The organism is Methylobacterium currus, from assembly GCF_003058325.1.
GTDB lineage: Bacteria > Pseudomonadota > Alphaproteobacteria > Rhizobiales > Beijerinckiaceae > Methylobacterium > Methylobacterium currus.
On the sequence record NZ_CP028844.1, the window covers coordinates 589,761 to 607,752 of the forward strand.

The following is a 17,992-nucleotide window of genomic DNA, read 5'->3' on the forward strand; positions in this document are numbered from 1 at the left end:
AGCCTCGATCGCTCGCCGGGCGTCGTTGCCCGCCGAGATCCGCCGCTCGCACGGAGGCACCCTCCATGAAGATCCTCGTCATCTCCGCCCATCCGGAACCGGCCTCGCTCATCCACGCCCTGCGGGACGTGGCGGTCACCACGCTTCACGCGGACGGGCACGAGGTCCGGGTCACCGATCTCTACGCAGCCGGGTGGAAGAGCGCGGTCGACCGGGCCGACTTCCCGGGCCTGCCCGATGACGCGCGCCTGCACGTGCCCGCGGCCTCCGCCGAGGCCTTCGCGGCCGGGACCCTGACGCCGGACGTCGTGGCGCAGCAGGCGGACCTCCTCTGGGCGGACGCCCTGATCCTCGCCTTTCCCCTGTGGTGGTTCTCGATGCCGGCCATCCTCAAGGGGTGGATCGACCGCGTCTACGCGTTCGGCTTCGCCTACGGCGTCGGCGAGCACAGCGAGACGCGCTGGGGCGACCGCTACGGCGAGGGGACGCTCGCGGGCCGACGCGCGATGCTCGTCGTGACGGCCGGTGGCTGGGCGTCGCATTACGGCCCGCGCGGGATCAACGGGCCGATCGACGACCTGCTGTTTCCGATCCACCATGGCGTGCTGTTCTATCCCGGCCTCGACGTGCTGCCGCCCTTCGTGGCCTACCGCGCCGACCGCATGGACGACGCCACCTTCGCGGCGACCGCGGAGGCCCTGAGGAAGCGGATGCGCACCTTGTTCGAGACGGCCCCGATTCCGTTCCGCCGGCAGAATGGCGGGGATTACGCGATCCCCTCGATGGAGCTGCGCCCGGATGCGGCCGACCCGCACCTCACCGGGTTCTCCGCCCACCGGCTTCCCGCCTGAGCGCCCGGCCTTTACCTGAACTGCGCCGTCGGGGCCGGTCCCGGCGGATAACCAGGGCCGTATCCGCCGCACATCGCGCGGCGCGTCGGAGGCGTACGGTCATGGCCGTCGAAAACGCTTCGCGCCGCCCCGATCGGCGATCCTCGCCGAGCATTGTTGCACAAGCCGATCGCCGATTCTGCCGGTTTCGGACACGGTCAAGATCGACCTGCGCTCAACGGCGACCCGGGCTGAACGGCGCAGGCACCACCAGCGGGGCCTCGCCCGACATCACCTCGGCCAGGAGGCGGCCGGAGGCCGGCCCGAGGGTGAACCCCTGGTGGCCGTGGCCGAAATGGAGCCACAGGCCCGGATGGCGCGGCGCTGGCCCGACGACCGGCAGCAGGTCGGGCATGCAGGGGCGGATGCCGGACCAGGGCGCGTTCTCGCGCGGCGCACCGAGATCGAGGAGGCCGCTCGCGGCGGCCTCGGCGCGGGCGAGCTGGACCGGGCCGGTCGCGGCGTCCGGCCCCGCCAATTCGGCGCCGGTGGTGAGGCGCAGGCCCGCCGCCATCGGGGCGAGGACGGTGCCGTTCTGCGCGTCGAGCAGCGGCAGGTTCAGCGTCCGGGTGGTGCGCCAGTGCCGATGATAGCCGCGCTTGCGCACCATCGCGATCCGGTAGCCGAACCGGCGCAGGAGCGCGGGCGACCACGGGCCGAGCGCCACCACCGCGGACGAGGCCTCGACCGTCCCGTCCGTGGTCCGCACGCTCCAGCCCCGCCCCGCCGGGGCGAGGCTGTCCGCCTCGCCCCGGAGCAAGGTCCCGCCGCGCCGGGCGAACAGGGCGGCGTAGGCCGCCACGAGCGCGCCCGGGTCCCGGACCGACCACGGATCCTCCCAGTGGACCGCCCCGGCCCCGGTCTGCTTCAGTGCCGGCTCGGCCACGGCGAGGTCGGCGGGGGACATTGCCCGCGCGCGAACCCCGTAGCGCGCCCGCAGGCGCTCCGCCTCCGCCACGGCCTCGTCCATGGCCCGTGGCTCACGGAAGAGCGCGCGAAAGCCGCCCCGGCGGACGAGGTCGGCGGCGCCCGCCGCCTCGATCAGCGCCGCGTGCTCCGGGACGGCGTGCGCGATCAGGCTCGCATAGGCGCGCGAGGCGGCCGCGTGGCGGCGGGGGGCCGAATGCCACCAGTAGCTCAGGAGCGGCCCGAGATGGCGGTGGAGCGCGCGCAGCTCGTAATGGACGTCGTTGCTGCGGCCGGTGGCGATCGCCCACAGGGTCGCCCGGTCGCGCGGCATGGCGTAGGGCTCGACCGCCTCGCTCTGGATGATCCCGGCATTGCCGTAGCTCGTCTCCCGCCCCGGCTCGCCCCGGTCGACGAGGGCGACCGACCAGCCGCGCTGCTGCAGGTGAAGGGCGGTGCCGATGCCGACCATACCGGCGCCCAGAACGATCGCGCTGCGCAAACTCACCGCCCTCGGATTTTTTGGTGGGATTCGTGTTCTGGGAGGAGTGTCGGGCCCGCCGCGGCCGGGCAAGACCCGACCACGATACGCGGCACGCGCGCCGGCGCAATGGAGGACCGGGCATCCGGGCCGGCCTGCGCATTCGACCCCGCGCCCCGCCGTCTCCGGACGAGCGCGGGAAGCGGATCCGAAAATCCCTTTTCCAAAAATCCCTTTGCCTCGTCGCGACGGCCGCGACATCCTCACGATCGTCCCGGGCTCCGCTCCGAGGCCCGGGACCGATGGTGAGAGGCCGTGAGCGTCTCGCTCGCCGCGCCGCACGAACCGAAGCTCGGGCAGGACCGGCGGCTCGGTCTCCGGAACCTGGACGCCCGTCGCGGTTTCCGGAGGGCCAGTCCGGACCTTGCATGACCACCTACTTCACCAGCGACACCCATTTCGGCGACCCGCGGGTGCTGCGGATCGACCGCCGGCCCTTCCCCGACCTCCCGACCCATGACGCGGCCCTGATCGAGAACTGGAACGCCGTGGTGGAGCCGGACGACACGGTCTGGCACCTCGGCGATTTCGCCCTCGGCCCGCCGCCGGAGCGGGTCCAGGCCCTGCTCTCGGCGCTCAACGGGCAGAAGCACCTGATCGTCGGCAACAACGACGGCCCGGCGACGCTCGCCGCGCAAGGGTGGCGCAGCATCGCGCATTACGCCGAGATCGACGTCGACGGGCAGCATCTCGTCCTGTGCCACTATGCTTTCCGGACCTGGAACCGGATGGGACGGGGCGTCGTGAACCTGCACGGCCATTCGCACGGCAAGCTCAAGCCGGCGACGCGGCAATACGATGTCGGCGTCGATGCCTGGGATTTCCGGCCGGTGACGCTGGAGACGATCCGCTCGACGCCGCGCCGTCGCACGACGACCTGACGCCCTCCGACCTCACCTCGCCGCGCGCGGACCCTTGCCACCCATCCGGGCAGTTTTGCGCGGAACCCCTCGGGCGCCCCCGACGTTCATCGGTCACAAGAAGCAAGCTTGGCATCACGCTTCATCCATGAGGCCGATCGCCGCAGCTGCGGATCCCACATCGTTCGTGAGTTCAGTGATGACCACACCGCGTCGTCTCCCGCTCGGCTGGCCACTCGCCGCCGCTGTCCTGCTCCTGGCCGGCCCGGCCTTGGCCCAGCCGGCCTGCATTGGCGCCCAGCGCAAGATCGACGAGGCCGGCGCCCTGCGGTTCCAGGCCCGGCAAGATGCCCGCATCGGCGACCGCGACCGCGTCTGCGACAATCTCGGCGATGCGGAGGACCGCTACGAGGATGCCCGCGACCGGCTCGAGGAATGCGGCCTCGGCGTCGCGTCGGTCGATCTCAAGAGCGCCATGCGCTCGGTGCGCCAGGAAAAGCGGTTCTTCCGCTGCGATTGAGCGCGTGCCGTAGCGCACACCTCTTCACCCGAAATTCACCCATTACTCTCACTGGGCGCTGCCGTGACTTGAGGCGCGCCAGATCGGAACCGTCGTCATGACCAACGCCAGCCAGACCCCGTCCGAAGCCCGCCTCTCCGCCCCGACCGCCGGTGCCCACTCGTTCACCGCGGCGCTCTGCGGCTTTCTCGGATCGACCGCGGCCACGACCGTGGTGATGCTGCTGCTCAGCAGCGTCTGAGACGCCTCTTGTCACGCCTGTCTTGACCATGCTCGGTCTGCCGGCGCCTGTTCAGGGCGCGACCGACCAGAACCGGCGCCGGGCGAACAGCATGTCCGGCTGGCCGACCTGAGGGCTCCCCGCCTGCACATGGACCTGCACCGGCGCCGCCGGCGGGCAGACCGGATCCGGGCGCCGCGCCTGGATCGTCACAGGCTCGGGCCGCACGATGCCCATCCGCACCTGAACGTCCGGATTACGCAGCGCCGCGACCGTCGCCACGGCGGCCATCAATGCGCCTGCGATGGCGCCGAGGAGAAAATTCAGCATAGCGGTCGGTCCTTGCGCCGACATCGTAGCGGTTTGAGGGCGAAACACCGGCCTGTGCACCAAGCCGCCTGCCGCAACGTCGGCCTTCTTTCACAACCCTAGCTTAACAAATCGATGGCAGACCTGCCCCCGGGGCCGCTGCAGCGGCAAGCCGGAGAGGCAGACTGATGAGCTACGCGGCGAACGCCTACGCGCGAACGGCCCAGGTGGCGCTGACACCCCGCGAGGCAGAGGCCGCGGTTTTGATCAAGGCGGCGGCTCGCCTGCAAGCGATCCAGGACAACTGGGACGACCAGCAGATGACGCTGAACGATGCGCTCGGCTTCAACCGCAAGGTCTGGACGCTCCTCTCCTCCGCCGCGACGGAGCCGGACGCGCCGCTTCCCGACGAGCTGAAGACCGCGATGGCCCGTCTCGGCGCCTTCGTGTTCACCCGCACCCTCGATGCGATGATCGATCCCACCGCCGACAAGCTGACCGCCCTGATCCGGATCAACCGCGAGCTGGCGAACGGCCTGCGCGGGAATCCCTGATCGTCGGATCCCGGCCCGGGACACGGACGCCCGGTCTCCTTCCGCCGCTGCGGGGCGCTCGCCGCGGCGCTGCATTGAGGAGAGGGCGTGTCATCGGCCGAGGCGGGCCGAGCGACCGCTTCTTCGAACGGCGACGAAGAAGCCCTCGTCCCAGGCGGCACGAGGGCTCCTGAAAGGCGGGACGAGCCCGCCGGCTGGGGGTTTCCTCGGGAGACTCCGATCACCCGCACCGCCCGCGGTGGCGGCGCCCGAAAAGCGGGCGTCCCGCGAGGCGCTTACTTGTGCTGCCGGCGAGCTAGCGCGCTGTCGTCGCCCGAGGTCGTGGTCATCGGGGCTTCCAGGCCGCTGGTGTTCTGCTCGGGCCTGTCGGGCAGGGTCTGGTCGAAGTTGCGCCGGTTCGAGGCGTGGTCGTGGTACTGCTCGGTCTGGACGTGCTTGCTGTCGAGGCCCCGCGCCGCCCCGTGCTGGGACTTGTCGCGGTTGCTGAGCACCATGTTCTCCTCGAGGATGCCCTCGGGCAGCTCGGTCATCGCACCGGTGCCGGAGCCCTTGCCCTGCGCCCCCGGACCCATGTTGTGCCTGTCGGCCTTGGCCATGTTCATCCTCCGATCGAGCTGATCGCCGGAGAGGAGGCTGCCGGTCGCAGCGTCCCGCCCCGCCTACCCCATAACAGTATGAAGCGCATCGGCTGGAGCAAGCGGGGCCGCAGGAAATATTGCCCGGAACCTTTTAGCCGCGAAAGCGATACAGCCGCGCAGATCGTGTCCGGCTGATCATCGCCGACGACGGCATGATCCTGCAAGGGCGGCCGGAACCTTCGCCGGCACGCATGTATCGGACAGCCTTAGTCTTTCCGGCACGGAAACGCGTCGCGCAGAGCGAGCAGCGCCAGGACGCCGGCCTTCTCGCGCAGAGCCGGCGGATGGGCGGTGCCGTAGGCCACCACCGCCCGGACGAGCTGGAGCCGGTTGCCGTCGGGCGGCAGACAGGCGCCGAGGATCGGTGGCTGGTTGGCGGTGTCGGCGACGCCGGCGAGATCCTGCACCGCGCCCATGAAGGCCCAGCATCCGACGGTTTCCGGATCCTGGCGGAACTCAACCTCGCCGCCCCGGACCTTGGCGCCGCGCAGCAGGCTCTTGCACTGCGTCACCAGCACCGCGCCCTCGGCGGCGTGGGCCGGCGCCGGGACGGCTCCGGTCGCAAGGATCGCAGCCAAGGTCGCCATGACGATGGCCGAAGGGCGAAGGAATTCGGGGAGCCGCACGGTCTCGCCGGATGACGGCGCGCGGTTCGGGAACCTGCCCGGACGGTTCGGGAACCTGCTCGGAATCGACATGCGGACACAACTCGACGCGGGAGGCCGCCTGGCTGCGGCCCGGCGCATCCTAGCAAGCGCGGCCGGGTCCCGCGCCGCGCCGCTCGCCGTGAGTCACACCCTCGTTGCCGCAGGCCGGAGGCCGGCAAAACCCGGGCGTGGTAAACCCGGGGCGTCAGCGCGCCGGGTACACCACCCGGGCCAGGGCCGCCTCGACCCGGGGGGTCGGCACCGTCGTGGCGGCGGCCTTCTGGTACTGCGCCATCATCCGGCGGGCGGCGTCCGCCGGCAGTGCGCCGATCGGCGCCGTCATCGCCAGCAACTCCTTGCGGGTCTTGGCCGCCACCACCCCGGGACGGTTCACGTCCTGGAAGTCGGCCATCTTGTGCTTGTCGGAATCGGGGTCGCCGTGAAACACCCGCGGCCCCTCGGGCATGATGACGATGTCGCCCGGCCGCAGGGTCGGGTCGCGCAGGAGGGCAGTGCGGGCGTCGAGGGACTTGAGCGGCGACACCGCGATCGCCAGGGGCTTCACCTCCTTCTGCGGCTTCACCTCGGCTTTCGGAAGCGCGACATAGCGGGTACGGCCGCGCAATGCCTTTGCCTGGGTCGCGAGGCGGTTGCGCCGGCTCGCCCGCTGCCGGATCGGCGCATCGTAGGGTTGCGCCGCATAGGGCTGGACCGCATAGGGCTGCGCCGCCGGCGCCGAGGCTGCGGACGGGCCTCCGAACATCTGGCGGAGGAAGTCCAGCCCGTCATTCTCGGCCCGCGCCCCCGCACTCGAGGCGATCAGCAGGCATCCCGACGTCATCGCCAGAAGGACGGCGCGGAGCCGGGCAGCCGGCATGGTCTGGTGCAGCGGCATCGAGCCCCCCAGTGAGTGTGGCGGTGATCTTGGGAAATCTGTACTGGTACCCGGCCGTTTAACCTCGACGGCAGCCTGCCAGTTCCGGGCTTTCGGACAAAGATGAACAATTTATGATCGCGCCGTCCCGCCCCCTCCCCGATCGGATGAGGCGAGGGCTGCGCAGGCCCGGCGCCGGATCAGGCGGACGCCCTAAACCTCGCCATCTCTGATCCTCGTCTGAGCATCAATGGTCGAACACTGCCCCCGAACCGGCGCGAGGCGTGGAGAATCGATGACGCAACGGAAATCGACGATGCCGCGGCGGGGACACCTGCGGATGCGATCGGCCCTCGCCTTGACCTTCGCCTCCTTCCTCGGATGCGCCGCCCCGGCACTGGCCCAAGGCCCCTCCCCGGACAGGCGCGTGCCGCAGGAGCCGACGGCTTGGCCGTTCACGGCGATCGGGCGGGTGAACGTGGTGCAGGGGCCCGCCCATCGCAGCCACTGCACCGGCACCCTGGTCGGGCCGCGTCACGTGCTGACCGCCGCCCATTGCCTGTTCGACCTCCGCCTCGATACCTGGGTCAAGCCGCACCAGGTCCACTTCGTCGCCGGCCAGGCCCGCGACCTGAACACCGGCACCGCCGAGGTCGAGGCGTTCCGCCTCGCGCCCGGCATCGACCTGCGGGCAGCGGCGCGGCCGGCTCAAGGATCGATCGCACCGGAGATGATCGGGCGGGACTGGGTGATCCTCACGCTGCGCCAGCCTCTCGCGTTGAAACCCGTGCCGTGGCGCGTGCTGCCGCATGCCGATCTGCCGGGAAGCCGGCCCGGCGCGGTGGTGGCGCTCGCCGGCTACGCCGCCGACCGGCCCTACCTGCCGGTGATCCATCGCGGCTGCACGGCCCGGATCGACGCCCCGGCGGCCGGCATGCTGAGCGATTCGTGCGAGTCGATGTCGGGCGAGTCCGGCGCGCCGGTACTGCTGCTCGACGCGGAGGGCGGCGCGGCCCTGGTCGGGATCCACACCGCGGTCACGCAGGGCATACGAGTGGGGAGCGCCTATCGCTCGGCGAGCGGCGTCGGGGTCGCGGCTGGCAGCTTCGCCGGTGCGCTCGACGAGATGGTCAAGCCGTGACGCGCCAGAACGCCACCTGCGTGTCGCCGTAGGTCCGGCGCTCCAGCTCCGCAAATCCGTCCGGGGCGGCGAGGGCCGCGGAGGCCGCCTCCTCCACCACGGCGAGGGCATCCGGTGCGAGCCAGCCGCCCTCCCGGGCCGCGCTCAGCGCCCTGGGAGCGAGGTCGCGTCCATAGGGCGGATCGCAGAAGACGAGGCCGAACGGCTCGCCGGGCGGAGCCGCGCCGAGGCGGGTGGCGTCGCGGCGAAACAGCCGCGTCACGCCGCCGAGCCCGAGGGTGTCGAGGTTGGTGCGGATCACGCCGCGGGCCTCCGCCCCCTCGTCGACGAGGAGCGCGAAGGCCGCGCCGCGGGAGAGCGCCTCGCAGGCGAGCGCACCGGTGCCGGCGAACAGGTCGAGGACGCGGGCGCCCGGAACCGGATCGTCGTAGGCATGGCCCAAGACGTTGAACAACGCCTCGCGCAGCCGGTCCGAGGTCGGCCGGATCGCGTCGCTGCGCGGTCCGGCGAGGCTACGGCCGCGCAACTCCCCTCCGACGATCCGCATCGGTCAGGCTCAGCCGCGCGGCGGCCGGCCGCCGGGCCGCGCGCCGCGCCCGCCGGGCTTGGATCCACCGCCACCGCCGCCCGAGCGGAAGCCGCCGCCGGGCTTGCCGAACGGCTTCGCCCCCGGCCGACCGCCGCCGCCGGGACGACCCTCGCCCTTGCCGGCGAAGGACTTACCCCCGAACGACTTCGCCCCGAAGGACTTGCCGCCCGCGGGCTTGCCGCCGAAGGATTTGCCGCCGCCAGGCTTGCCGCCGAACGAACGGCCCTCGCCGCCGGACCGGCCCTCGAACGAGCGACCGCCGCCTGGACCGCGGCCCTCACCTCCGAAGGAGCGGCCTTCGCCACCGCCCGAACGCCCTTCGAACGAGCGGCCACCACCGCCCGAACGGCCCTCGCTCCTGCCGCCGAACTTGCCGCCGGAGCCGCCGCTGCCCCCGAAGGAGCGGTCCCCGCCGCCGGAACGACCTTCGAACGGGCGACCGCCACCCGAACCACGGCCCTCGCCCCCGAAGGAACGCCCTTCGCCGCCGGAGCGGCCTTCGAACGAACGGCCTTCACCGCCGCGGCCCCCGAAGCTCTTGCTCCCGAAGCTCTTGTCACCGAAGCCGCGGCCCGAGCCGCCATCCGGGCGACCGCCGGGCCGGCCGAAGCCGCGGCCACGACCGCCGTCATCGGCGAGGCCGGCCTTGGCGCCGCCTCGCGGGGCGCTGTCACGGTCGCGGCGCATCGGGCGGTCCTCGCCGCCCGGCCCCCGGTAGGGGGCGTCGTCCCGGTCGCTGCCGCGGAACTTGGTGCGGCGGTGCGGCGCCGCCTCCTCCTGCGGCTGGGCCACCAGGCGCTCGACCAGCACACGGCGGTCGCCGGAGGCGATGGCGCCGACGCGCTTGCGCGGCGCATCCGCGGTGGCGGCGCGGATCTCCTGCGGGCTGTCGCCGCGCCGGTGCACCCGGCCGCGATTCGGCAGGTCGCCGGCAGCCTCGGCCTCGGGATCGCGCCAGACCGTGCGCGCCGGGGCGCGGCGGGCGGCCGGCGCGGCCGGCGGCTTGCCGAATTGCGGCCGGGCGGGGTCGCGACCGCGAGGAGCAGCCTCCTGCGCCGCCTTGCGGGCGGCGGCTTTCGGCGACCCGAACGCGGCGATCGGCTCGCGCACCGGGCTGGTGAAGTCGACGCCGGCCTGCTCGGCGAGCGTGGTGCCGAGCTGGTCCTTCAGCACCCGGGTGCGGATCTCCTCGACCAGACCGACCTCGAGCTCGCCGAGCTGGAACGGTCCGAAGGAGAGCCGGATCAGCCGGTTCACCGACAGGCCGAGATGCTCGAGGATCCGCTTGACCTCGCGGTTCTTGCCCTCGCGAAGGCCGAGCGTCAGCCAGACGTTGTCGCCCTGCGCCCGGTCGATCGTCGCCTCGACGGGACCATATTCCATCCCGTCGATGGTCACGCCCTTGCGCAAGCCGTCCAGCATCGCCTGGTCGACGTCGCCGAAGGCGCGCACGCGGTAGCGGCGCAGCCAGCCGGTCTCCGGATGGGCGATGACCTTGGCGAGCCCGCCATCATTGGTGAGGAGCAGGAGCCCCTCGGTGTTGATGTCGAGCCGGCCGATGGCCACCACCCGGGGCATGTCCTCGGGCAGCACGTCGAACACCGTCTGGCGCCCTTCCGGGTCGCGGGCGGTGGTCACGATGCCGCGGGGCTTGTGGAAGAGCCACAGCCGGGTGCGCTCGCGGGTCGGCAGCGGCTCGCCGTCGATGGTGATCCGGTCGCTCGGGGTCACGTTCACCGCCGGGGAATCGAGGCGTGCGCCGTTCAGCGTCACGCGGCCCTCCGCGATCATCGCCTCGGCGTCGCGGCGCGAGGCCACACCCGCCCGGGCGATCGCCTTGGCGATGCGCTCCGGCTCCGGCTCGGCCGGTGCCGCGGCCTTGGCCGTCCCACGCTTGGAAGCCTGCCCCTCCGGGGAGCCTGCGGATGCCTCGTCCCGTCCGCGACGCCGCTGCGGCGCCCCGGTCTCGTCGTCGTTGATGTCGTTCATGCGCGCCTGATACCAGACGGGGTCTGTTTGGGCGAGTGGAACCGATGCGCGATTTTGCAAGGGGTGGGGCGCGTTTGGATCCCTCGCGCCAGGATCTCGCGCGCCAGGATCTCTCGCGCCAGGATCTCTCGCGCCCGGACCCTTTGGGCCTCGCCTTCGACGCGGCGCGCGAGGCTGCGGCGCGGGGCGAGGTGCCGGTGGGCGCCGCGGTGGTGCGGGACGGGGTCGTGCTGGCGGTCGCCGGCAACCGTCCCCGGGCCGACCGCGACCCGACGGCCCATGCGGAGATCCTGGCGATCCGTGCCGCCTGCGCGGCGCTCGACGACGAGCGCCTGACCGGCTGCGACCTCTACGTCACGCTCGAGCCCTGCGCGATGTGCGCCGGCGCCATCAGCTTCGCGCGCATCCGCCGGCTCTACTTCGCCGCCTCCGATCCCAAGGGCGGCGCCGTCGAGAACGGCCCCCGCTTCTTCAACCAGCCGACCTGCCACCACGCCCCCGAAGTCTATGGAGGGCTTCGCGAGAGCGAGGCAGCGGCGCTGCTGCGCGACTTTTTCCGCGACCGGCGGCCCTGAAGCCCCTCGAATTCAGCCTTCTCAAATCAATATAGCAATGGCTATATAGCTGGGCCCGAAGTCGGGCGGGAGCGGCGGAGCACGGGGCTGATGCGGGACGGATGGGCGTGGCGCGCCGGGACCGAGGCGGCGGAGCCGAGCCTCGGGGCGATGAATGCGAGCGTGCCGGTGCGGACCACCGGCTCCTGGCCGCGGCGGCTGCTCGCGTTCCTCGGCCCGGGCTACATGGTCTCGGTCGGCTACATGGACCCGGGCAACTGGGCCACCGACATCGCCGGCGGAGCGCAGTTCGGCTACACCCTGCTCGCCGTCATCCTGCTCTCGAACCTGATGGCGGTGGTGCTCCAGGCGCTGGCCGCGCGGCTCGGCATCGCCACCGGCCGCGACCTGGCGCAGGCCTGTCGCGACGCCTATTCGCGCCCCGTGGGGATCGCGCTCTGGCTCGCCTGCGAGGCGGCGATCATCGCCTGCGACCTCGCCGAGGTGATCGGCACCGCCATCGCCCTCAAGCTCCTGTTCGGCCTGCCGCTGCTGCTCGGCGCGGTGCTGACCGGCCTCGACGTGCTGCTGATCCTGCTCCTCATGCGCCGGGGCTTCCGCGCGCTCGAAGCTTTCGTGATCGCGCTCCTCACGATCATCTTCGTCTGCTTCGCGCTCCAGATCGCCATGGCGGCGCCGCCCGTGCGCGACGTGCTCGCCGGCTTCGTGCCGTCCACAAAAATCGTCACCGATCCGGCGGCGCTCTACCTCGCCATCGGCATCCTCGGCGCCACGGTGATGCCGCACAATCTCTACCTGCATTCCTCGATCGTGCAGACCCGCGCCTATCCGCGGGACGAGGCCGGCAAGCGCAGCGCGCTGCGCTTCGCGGTGGCCGATTCGACCATCGCGCTCACGCTCGCGCTCTTCGTGAACGCCGCGATCCTGATCATGGCGGCCAAGGTCTTCCACGGCTCCGGCCATGCCGGCGTGCAGGAGATCGAGGAGGCCCACGCCCTGCTCTCGCCGCTGCTCGGCGTCGGCCTCGCCTCCACCCTCTTCGCCCTGGCGCTCCTCGCCTCGGGCCTCAATTCCACGGTCACCGCGACGCTCGCCGGCCAGATCGTGATGGAGGGGTTTTTGCACCTGCGCCTGCCCGACTGGGCGCGCCGGCTCGTCACCCGCGGCATCGCCATCGTGCCGGTGGTGGTCGTCACCGGGCTCTACGGCGACGGGGGCACCGCAAAACTCCTGGTCCTGAGCCAGGTCGTTCTGTCGATGCAGCTCCCCTTCGCGGTGATCCCGTTGGTGCGCTTCGTCTCCGACAAGAACAAGATGGGCGTCTTCGTCATCCCGGCCTGGCTGAGGATCCTGTCCTGGGCCATCGCCGCGGTGATCGTGGTCCTGAATCTGAAGCTTCTCGCCGATACTCTCACGGGTGGTTGACGTCGCTGTCGGCGAGTGTCGGGAAGCAGACGCAAACGCAGAGATGTGGCGCTTGCACAACATTTGGGCGACACCGGCGGGGCGAGCTGGGCGAGAACTCGGAACAACGACGCTCATTGGGACTTTACGCACCACGTCTTTCGACTTGCGTGGACCCACGATGAAGATCCGCACCGGCTACTCGATCGCATTCGACACGCCCGGCCCGACCCCGATGGTCCTGATGCTCAACGTGCATCCCGACCGGGCCGGCGACCTGATCACGCCCGACGCCATGACCATCGACCCGCCGGTCCCCGCGCATCAGTTCGTCGATTCCTTCGGCAATCTCTGCACCCGCATCGTCGCCCCGGGCGGCCGCATCACCGTCTCGGCCGATGTCCTGGTGCAGGACAGCGGGCAGGCCGACGACGTCGCGCCGGACGCGGTCCAGCACCCGGTGCAGGACCTGCCCGACGACGTGCTGCCGTTCCTCCTCGGCAGCCGCTACTGCGACACCGACAAGCTGTCGGACACCGCCTGGCAGCTCTTCGGGAGCACGCCGGAAGGCTGGGCCCGGGTCCAGGCCATCGTCGACTACGTCCACAACCACATCCGCTTCGACTACCAGCGCGCCGATGCGACCCGCAGCGCCCTCGACGGCTTCAACCAGCGCGAGGGCGTCTGCCGCGACTTCGCGCATCTCGCCGTCACCTTCTGCCGCTGCATGAACATCCCGGCGCGCTACTGCACCGGCTATCTCGGCGATATCGGCGTGCCGGCGGTGCCCGACCCGATGGACTTCTCCGCCTGGTTCGAGGTCTATCTCGGCGGGCGCTGGTACACGTTCGATGCGCGCCACAACACGCCGCGCATCGGCCGCATCGTCATGGCGAGAGGCCGCGACGCCACCGACGTGGCGATCTCGACCAGCTTCGGCTCGGCCCGGCTCGCCAAGTTCGAGGTCCATACCGACGAGGTGATAGAGCCGGATGTCGTGCAGCCGACGCAGTGGCTCCAGGCCGCGGAGTAGGGGGATGGCTCGGGGGAACTCCCCTCTCCCGTGTGGGAGAGGGGAGTTCCCCCGCAAGCCTTCTTGCCACGTGGCTCTCTGATTCGCCGACCAAACGGAGAACCGGCCCACCCGTCTCCCACCAAGGTCAAGCCTGGATGAACGACCGTTCTCCGGCTATGGCGGCGCGATGCTGCTCCGTCCCTACCAGCGCGCGAGCCTCGACGCGCTCCAGGCCGATTGGGCGCGCGGCGGCCGCAACGGCCTGATCGTGCTGCCGACCGGGGCCGGCAAGAGTCTCGTCATCGCCACGTTGGTGCGGGAGACGATGGCCCGAGACCCGGCTGCCCGGATCGCCGTCGTCACCCATACCCGCGAGCTGATCGCCCAGAACCACGCCGAGCTTCTGACCCTCTGGCCCGAAGCGCCGGCCGGCATCGTCTCTGCCGGGCTCGGGCGGCGGGAGGAGACAAAGGCCGTCCTGTTCTGCGGCATCCAGTCGGTCTGGAACCGCGTCGAGGCGACCGGCGGCTTCGACCTGGTGATCGTCGACGAGGCCCACCTGATCCCCCGCGACGCCGAGACCCGCTACGGCCGTTTCCTCGATGCGGTGCGGGCGCGCTCCCCCGCGATGCGTCTCGTCGGGCTCACCGCCACGCCCTACCGCCTCGACAGCGGCCGCCTCGACGAAGGCCAGGGCCGCGTCTTCAACCGCATCGTCTACGAGGCGCAGGTCGGCGACCTGATCCGCGAGGGCCACCTCTCGCTCCTGGTCTCGAAGGCCACCGCCACGATCCTCGATGTCAGCGGCGTGCCGCTGCGGGCGGGCGACTACGTGCCGGGGGCGCTGGAGGCGGCGGTGAACCGCGATGTCATCACCAGGGCCGCGGTGGCCGAGATGGTGACGTACGGGGCCGAGCGCCGGGCCTGGCTCGCCTTCTGCGCCGGGGTGAAGCACGCCGACGCGGTGCGCGACGCGATCCGGGCGGAAGGGTTCTCCTGCGAATCGATCTCGGGCGAGACGGGAAAGCGCGAGCGCGACCGCATCGTGCGCGACTTCCGGGCCGGGCGCCTGCGCTGCCTCACCTCGGTCGGCGTGCTGGCGACCGGCTTCAACGTGCCGGAGGTCGACCTAATCGCACTCCTGCGCCCGACCCAGAGCACCGGCCTCTACGTGCAGCAGGTCGGCCGGGGCCTGCGCCGGGCCAAGGGCAAGACGGACGCCCTGGTGCTCGATTATGCCGGCCTCGTGCGCCGCCACGGGCCGATCGACGTGCTCTCGGCCAACGCCGTCGCCCGGGCGCGGCTGCTCGGCGAGGGCGGCGGGCCCCGGGCCAAGCCCTGCCCCGGCTGCGGGGCGCTGATCGCGCTCAATGCCAGCACCTGCGAGGCCTGCTGGGTCGAACCGGAGGACGAGGACGACGCGGAGATGCCGCACGAGGCGGTGGCCGACGACGAGACCGCGGTCCTCTCCGCCGGCACCGTCGCGGTGGTGCGCGAGGCGCATGCGCGCTGGTGGCCGGTCGCCGGCTGGCGCTTCCGGCGCGAGGCGCGTCCACGCGGCCCCGACGTGCTGGCGGTGGCGCTGGAGGGCGACGAGGATGCGATGACCGTGTGCCTCGATCTCGAAGCCACGGGCTTTGCCCGCGAGAAGGCGGTGCAGTGGTGGCGGCGCCTCGGCGGCGCGATGCCCCCACCTCTCGACATCGACGAGGCGCTGGCGCGCTGCGACGAGCTGTCCCGGCCGGAAGCCGTGCGGGTGGTGCCGACCGGCCGGCTCTCCGAGAACGTCGATTATCGTCTGGCCGACGGGGCGACCTGGACCGATACGCGGCGGGTGGCCTGAGCGGTCAGCCCGCCGCGATCAGCCGGGCGATCTCGGCCTCCGCGACGTCCTTCTCGGCGCCGACCTCGGCGGCGAGGGTGCGGATCGCCTCGAGGTCGCCGGCATGGCAGGCGGTCTCGAGGGCGGCGCAGAGCCGCGACAGCCGGGTGAAGCCGATCAGCCCCGACGAGGCGATCACCCCATGCGCCGCGGCGCCGAGTGCTGCTGGCTCGCCCCGCACCGACCAGCCGCGCAGCTGCGCCTGGAAGCGCCCGAGGAGCACCGGCATCGCTTGGTCGCCGACTGCCTGGCGCAGGTCGGCGAAGGTCGCGGCGTCGAGGGAGGGGGGCGTCGTCATGGCGTCCGGCTCCACATGCGCCTCGTCCTGCTCGTGCGCGTCGGCACTCGGGACGCGATCCTACAGGATATGGAGCGGCCGCGATGCTCGGCCATCAGGCCGATCCATTGCCGATCGGTGCCGATCCATTCCGGACCGGCACGGATTCAGGGCTGACCGAAGCCGCCGCCGCGCCCTCAAGCCGATCGCGCCACCGAGGTCCCGATCTCCGCCGAGCGGGCGGCCTCCGCCTCGCGGGCATAGGTCCGCGCCCGCAGGACGGCCTCGGACGGCAATTGCTCGACGACCGACCCGTCCGGGCCGACGACCTGGAACACGATCTGCCGGCTCTCGATGTCGCGCCGGTACTGGGCCCGGTCGGTCTTGGTGTCAGGGGTGTCCGTCGGTGCGGTTCCGTCGCGCGCGATCGTCCGCTGGGCATCCGGGCTCAGATCGAGGGTCACCGCCGGGTCGAGGGGCGGGTCGATGCCGGCTTGGTACGTGCGCGAGGGGGTGGTTCGGACAACGGGTTCGACCGCGGCCGGCGGGAGCGCCGCTGCGAGGTTGCTGGTCTCGATCACTGCGAAGTCCTTTCGGGCGATCTGTTCGCAACCAGCTAGCCGCGAGACGCCCTACCGCAGTGTTAACGTCGCCCCGGCCCTTCAATCCTATGTTAAGGTCTGGTTTCGCCGTTCCGGACAATTGTCGCGAGTTTCATCACGGACGCGCGGATCCGGCGCCGGAGACGGCAGGAGATGGAAGGGCCGACGGTGTCGAAGCTCGCAAGCATCCCGCCGTCGCAAGCGCCGCGCAGGGGCCGAGGATATCCCGCCGCGACGCCCGGCCGAAGATCCTGCAGCCTGGACAAGACTTCAATGACGAGACGCCGAGGGCCGATCCCTCATGGCCGCCCGATATCCTTTGAATCCTGTCTGACCCACTCAACAAGACGCGCACCCAAGGGTCTTCGACCCCCTGCGTCATTCCGGTGCCGCGCAGCGGAATCCGGAATGACGATGCCGACGTGAGTCCGTCAGGAGCGAAGCAGGCCGCTCTTTGCGGACCCACCATTGATCGTCACGGCGCCTCGGGCGAAGCCGGCGGCGCCTCGCTGTCCGGGCGGGGCTCGGCGGTGGCGACGGCCTTCGTGGTGAGCAGCGGCTCGAGGCGCCGGGCCAGTTCCTGGCCGAGATGGCGGGCATACGGCCCGGTGAAGTAGCGGCCGCCGGCGCCGCGTCCCTCCAGGTGGTCGCGAGCCTTGGTCATCGCGTCGACCTCGGGCCGGCACAGGAAGCCGATCACCCCGGCCGCCTCGTACCAGCGCCCGGCCCGGGCATGGGCCAGGGCCGCCGGGTTGTTGCCGATGGTCTCGGCGAAGCAATCCGTCGCGGCCTGTTCGAGCGGGGTGAGGACCGCGCGCCGGTGCTCGGCGCGGGACGGTGGGGCCGCCACGGCCGGATGGGCCGCGGCGGCCAGCTCTATCGCCGCCAGGGTGCAGATCGCGCCGTACAACAGAACTCTCATATCCGGGCCTCGGCCGAATCAACCGCCTCACTCCGGCAAGCCTCGTGCCGATCATGGGCGGATCTTGGGCGGAACCCGGAGAAAAAGCAGGCTTTCGTACGAGGCAGGCCGCCGCCGTGAAGCTGAGCGGCAACCTTTTCCCAGTCTGCCGCTGAGTTTCCCTGGTCGGCCGCGGCGCTCTCTTTGCGAGCCGCGGCGCCCTCTTTGCTAGCCGCGGCGCTCGGCGTTCCAGCGGCCCTTGCAGGAGGTGGAGCCGGAAGTGGTCCAGTTGCCGTTGCCCATGCCCTGGCCGAGACGGCCGACCACCTGGGCGGCGGCATCGCCGCGGCTGATCGTCGCCCGCACGGCGCCGCTCGGCTGCACCCGTCCCGTGACGGTGAAGTCGCCGCCGCCGGCATAGCGGGCCTGGCCGTTCTCGATGATGACGCCGTAGCGATAGGCCCGGTCGCAGGACCCGCTCTCGGTGATGACTTCGACGCTCCAGGTGCCGTCGAAGCGGTCCGGTGCCTTGGCGCTGGTTCTGGCGATGGCCGGCGCCACGGCGCCAGCCAGACAAGCTCCCGCCGCAAGGGCGGACACGATCAGCCTCATGGTCCTCGTTTCCCGATTCGGTCTGGCGACAAACTCGGCAGCACGA

21 protein-coding genes are annotated in these 17,992 nt (G+C 71.6%); 10 read left to right on the plus strand and 11 right to left on the minus strand.

What is annotated here, in order from left to right; translation table 11 throughout:
• Positions 1 to 65 precede the first annotated feature (65 nt).
• Positions 66 to 851 (plus strand): NAD(P)H-dependent oxidoreductase, encoded by a 786-nt coding sequence (locus tag DA075_RS32825; RefSeq protein WP_099957296.1) that lies wholly within the window; start codon positions 66 to 68, stop codon positions 849 to 851.
• Positions 852 to 1,065: 214 nt separating this feature from the next.
• On the opposite strand, the gene DA075_RS32830 is transcribed toward DA075_RS32825, so the two are convergent.
• A complete protein-coding gene (locus tag DA075_RS32830; protein WP_099957297.1) occupies positions 1,066 to 2,298 on the minus strand; it encodes an NAD(P)/FAD-dependent oxidoreductase in 1,233 nt (410 codons plus the stop codon).
• A gap of 407 nt (positions 2,299 to 2,705) precedes the next feature.
• Between DA075_RS32830 and DA075_RS32835 the strand changes: the two genes are divergently transcribed.
• The 3 genes from DA075_RS32835 to DA075_RS36900 all read left to right on the plus strand — a co-directional run bounded on the left by DA075_RS32835 (position 2,706) and on the right by DA075_RS36900 (position 3,958).
• Positions 2,706 to 3,218 (plus strand): metallophosphoesterase family protein, encoded by a 513-nt coding sequence (locus tag DA075_RS32835; protein WP_099957298.1) that lies wholly within the window; start codon positions 2,706 to 2,708, stop codon positions 3,216 to 3,218.
• 178 nt (positions 3,219 to 3,396) lie between these two features.
• Positions 3,397 to 3,717 (plus strand): hypothetical protein, encoded by a 321-nt coding sequence (locus DA075_RS32840; RefSeq protein WP_099957299.1) that lies wholly within the window; start codon positions 3,397 to 3,399, stop codon positions 3,715 to 3,717.
• A 97-nt stretch (positions 3,718 to 3,814) separates the two neighbouring features.
• On the plus strand, positions 3,815 to 3,958 hold the full coding sequence (locus DA075_RS36900) for a hypothetical protein (RefSeq protein WP_164712583.1): 144 nt from the start codon (positions 3,815 to 3,817) through the stop codon (positions 3,956 to 3,958).
• 51 nt (positions 3,959 to 4,009) lie between these two features.
• On the opposite strand, the gene DA075_RS32845 is transcribed toward DA075_RS36900, so the two are convergent.
• On the minus strand, positions 4,010 to 4,267 hold the full coding sequence (locus tag DA075_RS32845) for a hypothetical protein (RefSeq protein WP_099957300.1): 258 nt from the start codon (positions 4,265 to 4,267) through the stop codon (positions 4,010 to 4,012).
• Between the two features lie 167 nt (positions 4,268 to 4,434).
• Here DA075_RS32845 and flaF point away from each other — a divergent pair, with 167 nt between their 5' ends.
• A complete protein-coding gene (gene flaF / locus DA075_RS32850) occupies positions 4,435 to 4,800 on the plus strand; it encodes a flagellar biosynthesis regulator FlaF (protein WP_099957301.1) in 366 nt (121 codons plus the stop codon).
• 275 nt (positions 4,801 to 5,075) lie between these two features.
• On the opposite strand, the gene DA075_RS32855 is transcribed toward flaF, so the two are convergent.
• The 3 genes from DA075_RS32855 to DA075_RS32865 all read right to left on the minus strand — a co-directional run bounded on the left by DA075_RS32855 (position 5,076) and on the right by DA075_RS32865 (position 6,980).
• A complete protein-coding gene (locus tag DA075_RS32855) occupies positions 5,076 to 5,396 on the minus strand; it encodes a hypothetical protein (protein ID WP_099957585.1) in 321 nt (106 codons plus the stop codon).
• Between the two features lie 248 nt (positions 5,397 to 5,644).
• On the minus strand, positions 5,645 to 6,025 hold the full coding sequence (locus tag DA075_RS32860) for a Rap1a/Tai family immunity protein (RefSeq protein ID WP_099957586.1): 381 nt from the start codon (positions 6,023 to 6,025) through the stop codon (positions 5,645 to 5,647).
• 265 nt (positions 6,026 to 6,290) lie between these two features.
• The gene (locus tag DA075_RS32865) at positions 6,291 to 6,980 is read right to left on the minus strand and encodes a hypothetical protein (RefSeq protein ID WP_099957302.1); all 690 of its coding nucleotides are present in this window, start codon (positions 6,978 to 6,980) and stop codon (positions 6,291 to 6,293) included.
• Between the two features lie 406 nt (positions 6,981 to 7,386).
• Between DA075_RS32865 and DA075_RS32870 the strand changes: the two genes are divergently transcribed.
• Positions 7,387 to 8,100 (plus strand): trypsin-like serine peptidase, encoded by a 714-nt coding sequence (locus DA075_RS32870; RefSeq protein WP_232388794.1) that lies wholly within the window; start codon positions 7,387 to 7,389, stop codon positions 8,098 to 8,100.
• Here DA075_RS32870 and rsmD read toward each other — a convergent pair.
• Complete coding sequence (gene rsmD, locus DA075_RS32875) at positions 8,090 to 8,647, minus strand: 16S rRNA (guanine(966)-N(2))-methyltransferase RsmD (RefSeq protein WP_099957304.1); 558 nt, start codon at positions 8,645 to 8,647, stop codon at positions 8,090 to 8,092. The two genes, DA075_RS32870 and rsmD, sit on opposite strands and share 11 nt — an antisense overlap.
• Before the next feature lie 9 nt (positions 8,648 to 8,656).
• Positions 8,657 to 10,678, minus strand: a complete 2,022-nt coding sequence (locus DA075_RS32880) for a pseudouridine synthase (RefSeq protein ID WP_099957305.1) — start codon at positions 10,676 to 10,678, stop codon at positions 8,657 to 8,659.
• Between the two features lie 143 nt (positions 10,679 to 10,821).
• Between DA075_RS32880 and DA075_RS32885 the strand changes: the two genes are divergently transcribed.
• The 4 genes from DA075_RS32885 (at position 10,822) to DA075_RS32900 (ending at position 15,515) form a co-directional block, all read left to right on the plus strand.
• Positions 10,822 to 11,253 carry a nucleoside deaminase gene (locus DA075_RS32885; protein WP_244936711.1) on the plus strand — a complete coding sequence of 144 codons (432 nt, stop codon included), beginning with the start codon at positions 10,822 to 10,824 and terminating at the stop codon, positions 11,251 to 11,253.
• 90 nt (positions 11,254 to 11,343) lie between these two features.
• Positions 11,344 to 12,678, plus strand: a complete 1,335-nt coding sequence (locus tag DA075_RS32890) for an Nramp family divalent metal transporter (protein ID WP_099957307.1) — start codon at positions 11,344 to 11,346, stop codon at positions 12,676 to 12,678.
• A gap of 160 nt (positions 12,679 to 12,838) precedes the next feature.
• On the plus strand, positions 12,839 to 13,690 hold the full coding sequence (locus tag DA075_RS32895; protein ID WP_099957308.1) for a transglutaminase-like domain-containing protein: 852 nt from the start codon (positions 12,839 to 12,841) through the stop codon (positions 13,688 to 13,690).
• Positions 13,691 to 13,859: 169 nt separating this feature from the next.
• Positions 13,860 to 15,515, plus strand: coding sequence for a DEAD/DEAH box helicase (locus tag DA075_RS32900; RefSeq protein ID WP_099957309.1), 1,656 nt, complete (start codon positions 13,860 to 13,862; stop codon positions 15,513 to 15,515).
• 4 nt (positions 15,516 to 15,519) lie between these two features.
• On the opposite strand, the gene DA075_RS32905 is transcribed toward DA075_RS32900, so the two are convergent.
• The 4 genes from DA075_RS32905 to DA075_RS32920 form a co-directional block, all read right to left on the minus strand.
• Positions 15,520 to 15,852 (minus strand): Hpt domain-containing protein, encoded by a 333-nt coding sequence (locus DA075_RS32905; protein ID WP_123834540.1) that lies wholly within the window; start codon positions 15,850 to 15,852, stop codon positions 15,520 to 15,522.
• A 176-nt stretch (positions 15,853 to 16,028) separates the two neighbouring features.
• The gene (locus tag DA075_RS32910; RefSeq protein ID WP_174800197.1) at positions 16,029 to 16,412 is read right to left on the minus strand and encodes a hypothetical protein; all 384 of its coding nucleotides are present in this window, start codon (positions 16,410 to 16,412) and stop codon (positions 16,029 to 16,031) included.
• Positions 16,413 to 16,908: 496 nt separating this feature from the next.
• Positions 16,909 to 17,355 carry a hypothetical protein gene (locus tag DA075_RS32915; protein WP_099957312.1) on the minus strand — a complete coding sequence of 149 codons (447 nt, stop codon included), beginning with the start codon at positions 17,353 to 17,355 and terminating at the stop codon, positions 16,909 to 16,911.
• A gap of 207 nt (positions 17,356 to 17,562) precedes the next feature.
• Positions 17,563 to 17,946: a hypothetical protein gene (locus DA075_RS32920; protein ID WP_099957313.1), complete on the minus strand. Its 384-nt coding sequence runs from the start codon at positions 17,944 to 17,946 to the stop codon at positions 17,563 to 17,565.
• Positions 17,947 to 17,992 lie beyond the last annotated feature (46 nt).

Excerpts from the sequence above, each read along its gene's own strand:
- DA075_RS32825 (WP_099957296.1), top strand. The coding sequence starts at position 66 with ATGAAGATCCTCGTCATCTCCGCCCATCCGGAACCGGCCTCGCTCATC.
- DA075_RS32835 (WP_099957298.1), top strand. The coding sequence starts at position 2,706 with ATGACCACCTACTTCACCAGCGACACCCATTTCGGCGACCCGCGGGTG.
- DA075_RS32840 (WP_099957299.1), top strand. The coding sequence starts at position 3,397 with ATGACCACACCGCGTCGTCTCCCGCTCGGCTGGCCACTCGCCGCCGCT.
- DA075_RS36900 (WP_164712583.1), top strand. The coding sequence starts at position 3,815 with ATGACCAACGCCAGCCAGACCCCGTCCGAAGCCCGCCTCTCCGCCCCG.
- DA075_RS32845 (WP_099957300.1), bottom strand. The coding sequence starts at position 4,267 with ATGCTGAATTTTCTCCTCGGCGCCATCGCAGGCGCATTGATGGCCGCC.
- flaF (WP_099957301.1), top strand. The coding sequence starts at position 4,435 with ATGAGCTACGCGGCGAACGCCTACGCGCGAACGGCCCAGGTGGCGCTG.
- DA075_RS32855 (WP_099957585.1), bottom strand. The coding sequence starts at position 5,396 with ATGGCCAAGGCCGACAGGCACAACATGGGTCCGGGGGCGCAGGGCAAG.
- DA075_RS32860 (WP_099957586.1), bottom strand. The coding sequence starts at position 6,025 with ATGGCGACCTTGGCTGCGATCCTTGCGACCGGAGCCGTCCCGGCGCCG.
- DA075_RS32865 (WP_099957302.1), bottom strand. The coding sequence starts at position 6,980 with ATGCCGCTGCACCAGACCATGCCGGCTGCCCGGCTCCGCGCCGTCCTT.
- rsmD (WP_099957304.1), bottom strand. The coding sequence starts at position 8,647 with ATGCGGATCGTCGGAGGGGAGTTGCGCGGCCGTAGCCTCGCCGGACCG.
- DA075_RS32880 (WP_099957305.1), bottom strand. The coding sequence starts at position 10,678 with ATGAACGACATCAACGACGACGAGACCGGGGCGCCGCAGCGGCGTCGC.
- DA075_RS32890 (WP_099957307.1), top strand. The coding sequence starts at position 11,344 with ATGCGGGACGGATGGGCGTGGCGCGCCGGGACCGAGGCGGCGGAGCCG.
- DA075_RS32895 (WP_099957308.1), top strand. The coding sequence starts at position 12,839 with ATGAAGATCCGCACCGGCTACTCGATCGCATTCGACACGCCCGGCCCG.
- DA075_RS32900 (WP_099957309.1), top strand. The coding sequence starts at position 13,860 with ATGCTGCTCCGTCCCTACCAGCGCGCGAGCCTCGACGCGCTCCAGGCC.
- DA075_RS32905 (WP_123834540.1), bottom strand. The coding sequence starts at position 15,852 with ATGACGACGCCCCCCTCCCTCGACGCCGCGACCTTCGCCGACCTGCGC.
- DA075_RS32915 (WP_099957312.1), bottom strand. The coding sequence starts at position 17,355 with ATGAGAGTTCTGTTGTACGGCGCGATCTGCACCCTGGCGGCGATAGAG.
- DA075_RS32920 (WP_099957313.1), bottom strand. The coding sequence starts at position 17,946 with ATGAGGCTGATCGTGTCCGCCCTTGCGGCGGGAGCTTGTCTGGCTGGC.